Origin of the sequence: Paenibacillus sp. GCM10023252 (assembly GCF_042653305.1) — a bacterium.
Classification (GTDB): domain Bacteria; phylum Bacillota; class Bacilli; order Paenibacillales; family Paenibacillaceae; genus Pristimantibacillus.
The window spans coordinates 161,658-172,389 of record NZ_JBHSHW010000022.1 but is presented as its reverse complement, the minus strand read 5'-3'; the positions used below and the strand labels follow the sequence as shown (position 1 = coordinate 172,389).

Genomic DNA, 10,732 nt, shown 5'->3' with positions numbered 1-10,732 from the left:
AGCTGGTACAGTTAGCGTGATTGGTACCACGATAACGGCTGGAACGCTAACGACGGTAGAGAATGTGTTGGGAGCGACAATCACGGCAGGAACATTGTCCACCGTAGGCAGCGTGCTGGGAGCAACGATCACAGGTGGAACGCTGAACACAATCAATAGCATACTAGGAGTTACGATTACAGCTGGTACAGTTAGCGTGATTGGTGCCACGATAACGGCTGGAACGCTAACGACGGTAGAGAATGTGCTTGGCGCGACGATAACCGCAGGGACCTTGTCTACCGTAGGCAGCGTGCTTGGCGCGACAATCACGGCCGGAACGTTGTCCACCGTAGGCAGCGTGCTAGGAGCGACGATTACGGCAGGTACCCTTAGCAGCATAACCTCGATCTCGCAGAGGAGCTTCCAGGAGATTGCGAACACGGGCATTGTGACATCGAATGCCTTCACCCCGCTGCCAACTGTCACCACAAGCGTATTTGGCACATATTCTTATTTTGTATACAACCAAGGGCCTGGTATTAATGCAGTAGATGCCCGAGTGGAGATTAGCGCGAATGGATTGAACTGGTATACGGACGTAACGACTACGACTGGAATTGCGGTTGGGCTGACGGATGTTCTAGTACCCCAGCGCTTCCTGAAGTACACCAGACTATCCTATAAATCTCGTCTAGTTGGATTCCCATCCACGATTGATGTCTACTTCAACGGTCAAGGCAGCTAGTATCATTGCTACGTTGTTGCAGCTAGAACGGAGGATATTGCGATGCTGCTTGGTGTTCACCTGATTGCTCGTAATGAAGAGCGAGTTATAGGGCGCTGCCTAGACAGCTTGGCTGGCTATGTGGACGAGATTGTAGTGGGCGATACCGGTTCAACAGATGGTACGAAGGATATCGTGCGTCAATATGGAGCGAGAGTCGTTGATCTCACTTGGCAGGACGACTTCGCTGCAGCACGCAATGCTCTGCTGCTGCATAGCCGCACAATCTGGGTGCTGGTAATCGATGCCGACGAATGGGTGATGGACGGGGAGGCTATCCGTTCCGCCCGGGAGTGGCTTCGCAGCCAGCAGAGCTCGGCCGCCCGAGTGCAGATAGATAACTATACGAATGAGGAGCATACCGAGCTTGTATCCTATGAAGCGGTACGGTTGCTGCGTGCCGATCAGGGCTTGGAATATGCAGGTGCCATTCATGAGCAGCTAGTTAGGCCCTCATCCAGAGAGGGCCTGGCTAGCTATGCCTATGTTGATGGGCCTCTATGCGGAATTCGGCTCGGTCATGACGGTTATGTGCCACGTATAATGGCAGCCAAGGCGAAGGCAGAGCGGAACAGACGTATTCTGGAGGGGCAGTTAGCGCAGGGGATTGGGGGTGCTTTTGCAAGGTATAACATGGGAGTTACGCTCTGCCAGCTTGGTCGCTGGGGGGAGGCGTGCACGAGCTTCCTTGCCGCTTGCGAGAGTGTTCCGCTCTATGCTGCCTATCGGCCTGTGCTCATGCTGGATACCGGGAGAGCTATGCTTCAGACCGGCCAGCATGATGAGGCGGAGAGGCTGCTGAGGCCAGAGGCAGCAAGGTATTCCGACTATCCTGACCTGCAGCTGCTGTATGGTCAATGCCTGCAGCGGCTGGGCATGCTGCCTGAAGCAGCCGCTGCCTATCGGGCAGCTGTGCAGGCGGGACTGGAGCTGCAGAGGAGGCGAGGGACGGGCGGCTCCCATATGCCTGAAGCAACTGAAGTAACTGAGTTAACCCCAGCAGCAAAGTTAACTGAAGTAACTGAGTCAATTCCAGCAGTGGTGTCAACCCCAGCAGCTAGCCAAGCAACCCACTACATCCTGTCCAAGGGAGCGGCTACCTATCAAGCCTATACGGCTCTGGCGGATGTCACTCATCGACTTGGGGAAGCTGCGGAGGCTCTGAAGCTGTACATGGCAGCACTGCGGGAAGAGCCGACGCATGCAGATGCCCAGTCAGGGATGGCGAATCTGCTCCAGCAAGCGGGAATGAGCGACGAAGCTATCCATCATCATCTGGAGAGCTACATCGCTGCAGGCTATCAACAAGACTACACTAGGCTGCAGACAACTGTAGCTTCCAGGCTGACTGGAATTGGCGGATACATCGAAGCGCTGCCCCTATGGCGTTCTCAACTAGATGCACTGAACCCGGCACAGCGCAAGCAATATATAGAATGCCTAATGGGTACGGGGCAGTACGGCGAAGCAGCGAGGCTCCTTAGACTTCAGACGATGAACGGTGAGCCGGCGGATGAGCAGATGGAGCTGGACCTCATTCTATGCTGCTGGACAGAGGGGCATCTGGTGACAGGCTCCGCTGGGGTCGTATGGGGTGAGGAGCCTATGACATTCGAATTGCGGTTAGCCTTAATGTCGCGTGCTGTTCAGCTCGGGATGGTGAGATTGGCGGCGAAGCTAGCCAGTCGGGAGGAGCGGCTGGGGGAAGAGCTGGACCTGCTGCTCTACGATCAAGGATATGTCCAGGCCGCCGCCTATCGGCTGCTAGAGAGAATGGAGAGGGGGCCCCTGCTGCCCGCAGGATTATTCCGCCTAGCTGAGATTCTCTACAACCGGCACAATTACAATGAAGCGCTGGCACTCATGGAGCAGGCAGCGGAAGGTGTGACGGAGGCTGAACAGGAGCAAGCTGGCTCCCTCCGCACCCGGGCATATCTAGGGGAGGCTTCCTGCTGCGCAGCCTTGGCGCTGGAGGCTATTCAGCTGTTGTACCAAGGGGAGGCCGAGGCGGCTGTTCAGGATCGAGGGGCTCTGGACCGTGATGCGGTGAAGCTGAGAGCTTCCTTGCAGAGACTGCTCGGCACGGGCTGGAAGACAGAATGGAACGGCGTACAGAGGAGGCGAATGCAGGACCATGGCGGAGCGGAAGCTGATTTCCTTATGCATGATCGTGAAGAATGAGGAGGAGAATCTGCCGCGTTGTCTTCAGAGCGTGCATGGAGCGGTCGACGAGATCATCATTGTAGACACAGGCTCGGAGGACCGCACCGTGGAGATTGCCCAGCAATATGGCGCAGTCATCGTCACCACCCCTTGGCAGGATAACTTCGCCCAAGCACGCAATGCCGGCCTCTCTCAAGCTGCCGGAGACTGGATCTTGTTCTTGGATGCGGATGAAGAGCTCGAGCAAGGCTGCGCTGATCGGCTTCGCCACTATGCGGAGGGAGATGAGGCAGTTGCCTATCTCCTGCAGGTGTGGAACTACGGAGGAACAAGGGAGGATGGCGGAGCTGCCATTAATCCTGTGCTGCGAATGTTCCGCAATAGGCCCCAGCATCGGTTCGTCGGCCGCATTCACGAGCAGATTGCGGCACCGATTCTGGAACACAATGCGGAAGCGAAGTTCGAGTTAACCGATATCCGTATCCACCATTATGGCTATCACCCGAGGGCGGTAGCGGATCGAGACAAGGTTCAGCGTAACACCAAGCTTCTTGAGCAGACCCTGCTTGAGGAGCCTGGGCAGCCTTTTCACCTGTACAATCTGGGTGTGGAGTACTTGAGGAGCGGCAGAGCGGCAGATGCGCTTGCTTGCTTCCGTGCAGCGGAGGTGGCGGACAGCTTCCTGCACCTGAACTTCGCACATCTTGTACTCAAGTACCAAGTGCGCTGTCTGCTTGCACTAGGGGCCCTCGATGAGGCGCTTGAAGCGGCGTCGGGGGCAGCAGAGAAGTTCCATGACTATCCCGACATCTGGCATTACAAGGCCGCCGTATTCACTCAGCTTGGGAGGAATGCAGATGCTAGGGCGGCCGCTCAGAGAGCGCTGGAGCTCGGACCTGCCCAGGGTGCCTACCATACAGAGGATGGCATGGGAACCCATCAGACGGCTTATCTCCTTGGTCAGCTCTATGAGGCAGACTGGCTGCTGCCGCAAGCGGTCAAGGCGTATGAAGATGCGCTTCGGCTGAGCCCTGGCCAGCTTGCACCTCTATTGCGAATATGCCGCCTCATGAGTATAGAAGGCAAGGAACGGCTGCTTCTGCCTAGGCTGCAGGCAAGATTCGCTTGGCACACACCACAGGCGATGGAGCGGCTCGCGAACGCCCTGCGTGGCAGCGGGTGTTGGATCGCGCTGGAGAGCTGGACGCGTCTTCATCCCGAGGTGCAGGGAGCGGATGAAGGCGCGGGCGAGGGGACTTATATGGACTATGCGCGGAAGGCAGATCGTTACCTGAGTCAGTGCAATGAAGCAGCAGGCTTAGACCGTCCTAGTCGATGCTTGCAAGCCATTCGGCTGTTGCTGCCTATGTGAATAGATGACGGAGGGGGCGTGAGGAGATGAGCATGAAGCTGCCTATATCCCTCTGCATGATTGTGCGGGACGAGGAGGATATGTTAAGCGGGTGTCTGGCCTCTGCAGAGCCTTACGTGTCTGAGATCATTGTGGTAGATACGGGCTCTCGCGATGAGACCATTCCAATTGCTGAGTCCTATGGGGCAGTGGTTGTGAGGGCAGAGTGGGAGGATGACTTCTCAGGGGCACGCAATAGGGGGCTGGAGCTTGCGGAGCAGCCATGGATCCTCGTGCTGGATGCGGATGAGCGTCTGCTTCCTTGCAGCGAGCAGGTATGGGAACGGCTGCTGTCTCCACAGCAGACCACGCTTGGCTACTATGTCACGCTTAGCAGCCTGACTGGGGACGTATCTCAGCCTGCGGAGATTCGCGACATGGTCTGCCGCTTGTTCCGCAACGATCCTCAGATCAGGTTCGCAGGGACCATTCATGAAGAAGCGGCTACCTCTATTACAGCTATCGCAGCGGATGGGATAGGGATAGCGTATTGCCCGATTGTCATTCGGCATTATGGATACTTAGATGAGATGGTTACCCGTCGGGACAAAATAACCCGAAACCTAAGGCTCATCGAGCGAGCCTTGCATCTAGCACCGGAAGATCCGGTGCTTCGGTATGCGATGGGGGCGGAGAGCTTCGCGGCGGGGCGCATGGAGCAAGCTGTAGAATGGCTTGCTCCGCTGGCAGCTGAGCTGGAAGCCGAGCTGGCAACTGAGCTGGCAACCGAGTGTAATGGAGGGCTTGCTGCCGGTTGCCTAGTTGATGGCTCAGCGGATTGTTCAGCAGAGAGCTCTGCTGATGATGGCTCAGCGGGCAGCGGCTATGGCTCGGACCTGTTTTTGAAGCTGAGTCATGCTTACCGGCAGGCAGGGAGGCTGGCGGAGGCAGTAGAGTGGGCGAAGCGCGGAGTAAGGATGTACCCGGACTTCCCCGACCTGTACGAAGCTGCCGCTGCTGCACATCTTACGAATGGGCAGCCCGTAGAGGCGCTATTCGCCTATGAGGAAGCAATCGACGTTGGCACGTCCCCTCCTTACTATACTTCAGCTCCTGGAGCGGGAACGTATCGTGCGATGTACGGGGCGGGGCTTGCCTCCGAGCAAGTGGAGCAGTGGGTGCAGGCAGCAGCCTATTATGGCAGAGCTATACAGTTGCATTCGGCCTATTACCCAGCATGGGAGCGTCTGCTGCAGATGGCTAGCTGCAATGAACCTGTGTGGGCCGCGGTTGAGGAAGCCCTTGCACACTACTCGGCGCTTCTGCAGGGAAGCGGAGGGGTCCCGGACCTTAAGCTGCTGGAGCTCCTTACGGACTTGCCTGCAGAGAAGGCAACCGTCCTCTTGCTTCAACTGCTGCCGCTCACCTCAGCAGCTGAAGACACAGCTTGCTCCCCCCGCGATATGCTCGCGGGCGGCGCTGCACTTGCTGCCGCGGGCCGCTGGGCTGCCGCGTCAGACCGCTTCGCCTCCGCTGCCCGCGCTTCGGCGTCAGACCCCTTGCTCGCGCGGGCGGCGGCCTTCGGCCTGGCCGCAAGCTTCGCAGCACGATCCCGTGCGCATGCTGTTGCCGCACGGAACCCCGCAGGGGAGCGGTCAGCTTCGCTCCCCTTGCTGGAATTGGAGGCGGAGCTGCTTGTCCGCCTCCTCATTGCCATTTACCAGGGATGACGGAGCCGACGCTCCTTCCCTGGCTGCACTATCCCCCTCGCTCAGGCCGAAGGACGTGCGTCTATTTCGCTCCTTTTGCCCACTATACCCCTCGCTCAGGCCGAAGGACGTGCGTCTATTTCGCTCCTTTTGCCCACTGTCCCCCTCGCTCAGGCCGAAGGACGTGCGTCTATTTCGCTCCTTTTGCTCACTATCCCCCTTGCTCAGGCCGAGGAGCTCTCGTGCTCCTTTAGTCCACTATCCCTATAGCTCAGGAAGCATAATGTCGCTCCAATTGCTTACGTCGCATTGACCATAATCATTATCGCCCACAGCAATCACTGTACCATCTGATTGAAGTCCCACAGTATAGGCGCACCCCGCAGCAACTGCCACAATATCGCTCCAAGTAGTTACTTCACACTGCCCATACGCATTCCAACCAGCAGCAACTACGGTGCCGTCCGACTTAAGCCCGATTGTATGATTACTCCCCGCAGCTATAGCAATGATTCCATGCCATCCACTTACCTCACATTGCTCATACTTATTCAATCCCGTAGCTACCACAGTGCCGTCAGATTGAAGCCCTACCGAATGAAGATAACCCGCTGAAGCCGCCACTATGCCGCGCCAGTCGTTCACCTTGCTCTGACCATATCGATTATTACCTGCAGCCGCGACTGTTCCATCCAATCTAAGACCGATGGTATGCCAATCTCCCGCGGCTACTGCCACCATATCCCTCCAAGAGCTTATCTCGCATTGGCCCTCGTTATTTCTACCTGCAGCCACCACGGTTCCATCTGATCTAACCCCCACGGTGAAGCGCCAACCCGCGGCTACCGCCACAATATCGCTCCATCCGCTGACCTCGCATTGCTCGTGCTTGTTCCAGCCCACAGCCGCCACTGTACCGTCCGATCTTAGTCCAACTGTATGAGCATTGCCCGTGTTGGCAGCCATATGTACATTACCCGCCGCTACTGCCACCATATTACTCCATTCGCTTATGTCGCATTGACCATATGTATTGTCACCTACAGCGGTCACCCTGCCATCCAACCTCAGCCCAACCGTATGTCGATGACCCGCAGCTATTGTATCTTTAGGGCGCACCTTCACCTCTAACCCTCCCTCCCTCTCTCTGAAAAAAATCCAATCTCATACACAGCTCCCTGAGCTCCTCCTAGATTGGATTTTAATTCCACTGTAACGCAGTTCCTATCTGGATAACAAGGGATGGCTAGCTAATACCGAGTATGTATATTTTGCGCCTATCGACATTATCCCTTTCAGTCAGGAGAGGGCAGTTTTGGTCCTTTGCCCCACTATCCCCGTCGCTCAGTAATAGGTCTTCTTAAGGCGCAAGGCTTGCCGTCCCCCACCCTGACGGAAGGGGATAGTGAGGCAAAGGCAAGCACATCCCCCACCCTGACGGAAAGGGATAGTGTGGCAAGGCGCGCACAACCCCCCATCCTGACGGAAGGGGATAGTGTGGCAAGGCGCGCACACCCCCCCCACCCTGACGGAAGGGGATAGTGAGGCAAAGGCGCTCAGCGCCTCAGATCATCTGTTACTCTCCAAGCGGCCTAAGAGCAAGCTGGGCTTCGAGAATGTCCCTCCAGCGGGCCTGCCACTTCTGCAGGCGGAAGGAGTGGGCGGTTCGACGTGCCATACGGCCCATCATGCGGCGGGCAGAAGCATCCTGCAGCAGCTCGTCTATAGCGGGCAGCATGGCTTGTGCTGTCGGAGCGACGAGTCGTCCGTTCAAGCCGTCGATGACGATATCGTTAAGCCCGCCAATATTGGTTGCGACGACAGGTACGCCGCAGCTCATCGCTTCGAGACAGGAGAGTGAGGTGCCTTCAGAGAACAGGGTAGGAATGACGACCACATCGGCAGCGCGATAGGCTTCGCGCACCTCAGCGAATGTATAGGTCTGATGGATGATACGAGTCCGATGCGGATGGGCGGCCGTCCACAGGTGGAAGGCCGACGCTAGAGGCGTGCCCTCCACCAATTCACCTGCGAACTCAACCGTGAGCTGAGGGTGCAGAGCTAACAGCTCATTGCTGATCAGCATCATGAGGACAAGTCCCCGCTCGTAGCTGAGACGACGAGGGAACAGCAGTCTCAGCCTCGCATCCCCCTCTGGAGCAGCGGAGTTGGGCCTGCGCACAGGTGTGAACCAGTCTACATCGACGGGGTTAGGGAGGAGGGCAACCTGATCAGCATCCTCATAGACTGCAACCGATCGGCAATACGTCTGGAAGTGGCTGTCCACCGACACGACCAGCTCAAGCTGCTGCATCGCCTCTCCAATGTTGCGAGCGACATCCACCTTCGTCTGCAGAGGCAGATCATGACGGTCCCAGCTGACCCCATGGCAGATGGCTAGACTGCCTGAGCGGTACTTAATCGGGTGCCATATACAACTGGCATAGATAAGCAGAGAGTCGCTATCCGCAGAGTCAGCCATTCGCTCCATGCCTATAGCAATCTGCTCGGGATCGAAGGGGAAGCCCCGTACGAGACAGCCTTCATAGTCAACCTCGAATGCACCGTAATAGGAGAATTGATGGACGATGGGCGTCACCCCCATCTGTCTAATCAACTGACAGAGCAGATGAATATAACGCTCCAACCCACCCCCGAACGTCCGCTTCACATCGAAGTTATACCCGTCGAGATAGCTGTGGGTCAGTATCGTAATAGAGGGGGCCGTCATCTCTCGGACTCCTCCTCGCGCCACCTAACGAGATGAGGATCGGTGTCGAGTATAGAAGCATAATGAGCGAGGCTTCCCCATCGTCCGTCAGGGTCAAGCTTCATATATCGCTCGAACTTGGCCAGCCGCTCCTCCTCACTTCCAGCCCATCCCAGATGCTTCACACGCAGCTCTGTCCGCAGCCCCTGCAAGGCAGAGCAAGTGACCGGCAGCCGCGGCACATGATGATCCCACATCGGATAAGCATACGGGTAACCCGGCAGATAACGAACAAGCGTCATCGTATGCCGCTTGTGCAGATTCCACCACTCATCCTCTCTATAGTGAGAGAGAGAGCCCCAGAAGTCATATAGTCGGCAAGCAATCCAATCATACCTGTCCTGATTAATCAGCTCCCGAATCTGCTGCTTCGCTCTCGTCTCGTACAGCTCATCTGCATCGACTGCGAGCAGCCAGTCCGGGCTCGTCGCCGCCGCTTCGTCCCAGAGCCGCTTGCGCAGCTTCCATTCCTCTGCGAATAGAGGCTGCTCCAGACAGACCAGCTTAACAACCTTAGGGAATGAGCGGCACAGCTCTGCCGTACCGTCGCTGCTCGCATCATCTACGATTACGATCTCATCAACGAAGGAGGACAAGTCGGCCAGTACGGCCTCTAGATAACGACCTTCTTCATTACGCACTTGCAGCATGGCGGTCAGCTTGTTGCCCGTGCTTTGGCGAAGCAGTAACCGCTTCTGTTCCACTCCCTCGTTACCTGTTGTCTCAACGTGCATGCTCGGTCTCTCCTTCCGCTAATCGTATGGCTGCCGCTTCTATGGTAATAATCTCTGCTAGATTAGCTAAGCAGTCCTGCCGGTATACGGCTGCCTCCAGCAGCTTGTGAATGGACGCATGGCGCTCCCCTTGAAGCAGCAGCACGGTTCCTTCGAGCAGAGCCTGCTCCTGCTTGCTGGCAGGAGAGGGTCGCGGCTCTCCGCTTGTGAGCAGCAACGCCTGCTCAAGCCTGCCGGTCTGGAGGTAAGTATCCTGCAGGATGCGCTTCGCATCCAGGCTGTGATCAGCAAGCTGCAGCAGCAGCGGAAGGGCTTCGTTATAGTCGTCATTCAACCGGAACAGAACGGCTCGAGCCAGCTCCTCCTGTCCGGAATCGAGCCAGTTGAACAACTGGTGGACGACAGCATGCTCTCCCTCGGATTGCGCTGCAATCTCGTAGGTTCGGATGGCTTGCTCCGTCTGGCCAAGCTTCAATTGAATGGCGGATAGGAATAGGTAATGGCTCTTCAGCGCATGCTCATTGCCTTGCATAATCTCCCGCACATACGCCTCTACTATAGCAGTCTGCGCTTCCTGCAAGTCTCCCGTTAGATAACGATAGATGGAGTAATAGTAGGATGAGGTCGCTTCCGTAGGGTCGGAAGCGGCAATCCCTCTGCACCGTTCTGCGCGAATATGCTGCTGCAGCCGCAGGAGCGGGGAAGGGTCGAAGCCTTCCAGCACCCAGTCGAGGGCCTGCACAGCGAGCCGGTCGCTGACCGGATCTGTGCCGTCCATCAGAGCAACTGCGCTCCTGCGGAAGCATTGCTCGAAGTAGAATGGCTCTGTCGGTGCGATGACCAGATCTCCTCTGGCACAGAGCCAGTCCCGGTACTTGCGCCAGAGGGAATCCGAACCATAGTCATCGGTTAGGAGGACGGTCAGCTTAGCTGCTCCTAGCGGCAGAGCTTCTAGAATCCACGCTGGATGCATGACGATGGTCAGCAGCAGTTCCTTCGGGAGCTGCAGCTCTCGAAGCTCATGTATGGATAAGGCGGTCATTGAAGTGCCAGCCTCAGACGGCAAGGGTGCACTTGTAATGAAGTAGAGGCGATGCTTGCTTCTTAGACTAAGCAGGAACTTCCGAATAACAGGCGATAGTTCGGTCCATGCGCAAGGAGGGAATACGACAACCGAGCTTTCCATGACGAGTTCACCATCCGTATCTCTTGTTCTGACTGTAGCTTATGGGCGAATGA

Annotated in this window: 8 protein-coding genes; 4 read left to right on the top strand and 4 right to left on the bottom strand. The window is 56.8% G+C overall.

The genetic code is table 11. From position 1 onward, the window contains the following. The 4 genes from ACFO9Q_RS14130 to ACFO9Q_RS14115 all read left to right on the top strand — a co-directional run. The coding region (locus tag ACFO9Q_RS14130) for a DUF6385 domain-containing protein (RefSeq protein WP_379183067.1) at nt 1-727 on the top strand (727 nt) is incomplete at its 5' end. A 42-nt stretch (nt 728-769) separates the two neighbouring features. Further along, a complete protein-coding gene (locus tag ACFO9Q_RS14125) occupies nt 770-2,947 on the top strand; it encodes a glycosyltransferase (protein WP_379183065.1) in 2,178 nt (725 codons plus the stop codon). Then, a complete protein-coding gene (locus ACFO9Q_RS14120) occupies nt 2,901-4,301 on the top strand; it encodes a glycosyltransferase (RefSeq protein ID WP_379183063.1) in 1,401 nt (466 codons plus the stop codon). The genes ACFO9Q_RS14125 and ACFO9Q_RS14120 overlap by 47 nt, the downstream gene beginning before the upstream one ends. Before the next feature lie 26 nt (nt 4,302-4,327). Then, entirely contained in the window at nt 4,328-6,010 is a 1,683-nt protein-coding gene (locus ACFO9Q_RS14115; protein ID WP_379183061.1) for a glycosyltransferase, read from the top strand. A gap of 243 nt (nt 6,011-6,253) precedes the next feature. Here ACFO9Q_RS14115 and ACFO9Q_RS14110 read toward each other — a convergent pair whose 3' ends face one another. The 4 genes from ACFO9Q_RS14110 to ACFO9Q_RS14095 all read right to left on the bottom strand — a co-directional run bounded on the left by ACFO9Q_RS14110 (nt 6,254) and on the right by ACFO9Q_RS14095 (nt 10,679). Beyond that, nucleotides 6,254-7,114, bottom strand: a complete 861-nt coding sequence (locus ACFO9Q_RS14110; protein ID WP_379183059.1) for an RCC1 domain-containing protein — start codon at nt 7,112-7,114, stop codon at nt 6,254-6,256. Between the two features lie 451 nt (nt 7,115-7,565). Next, complete coding sequence (locus ACFO9Q_RS14105; RefSeq protein ID WP_379183057.1) at nt 7,566-8,720, bottom strand: glycosyltransferase family 4 protein; 1,155 nt, start codon at nt 8,718-8,720, stop codon at nt 7,566-7,568. Continuing rightward, a complete protein-coding gene (locus tag ACFO9Q_RS14100; RefSeq protein ID WP_379183055.1) occupies nt 8,717-9,493 on the bottom strand; it encodes a glycosyltransferase family 2 protein in 777 nt (258 codons plus the stop codon). The genes ACFO9Q_RS14105 and ACFO9Q_RS14100 overlap by 4 nt, the downstream gene beginning before the upstream one ends. Next, on the bottom strand, nt 9,483-10,679 hold the full coding sequence (locus ACFO9Q_RS14095) for a tetratricopeptide repeat protein (protein ID WP_379183053.1): 1,197 nt from the start codon (nt 10,677-10,679) through the stop codon (nt 9,483-9,485). The genes ACFO9Q_RS14100 and ACFO9Q_RS14095 overlap by 11 nt, the downstream gene beginning before the upstream one ends. Nucleotides 10,680-10,732: the final 53 nt, after the last annotated feature.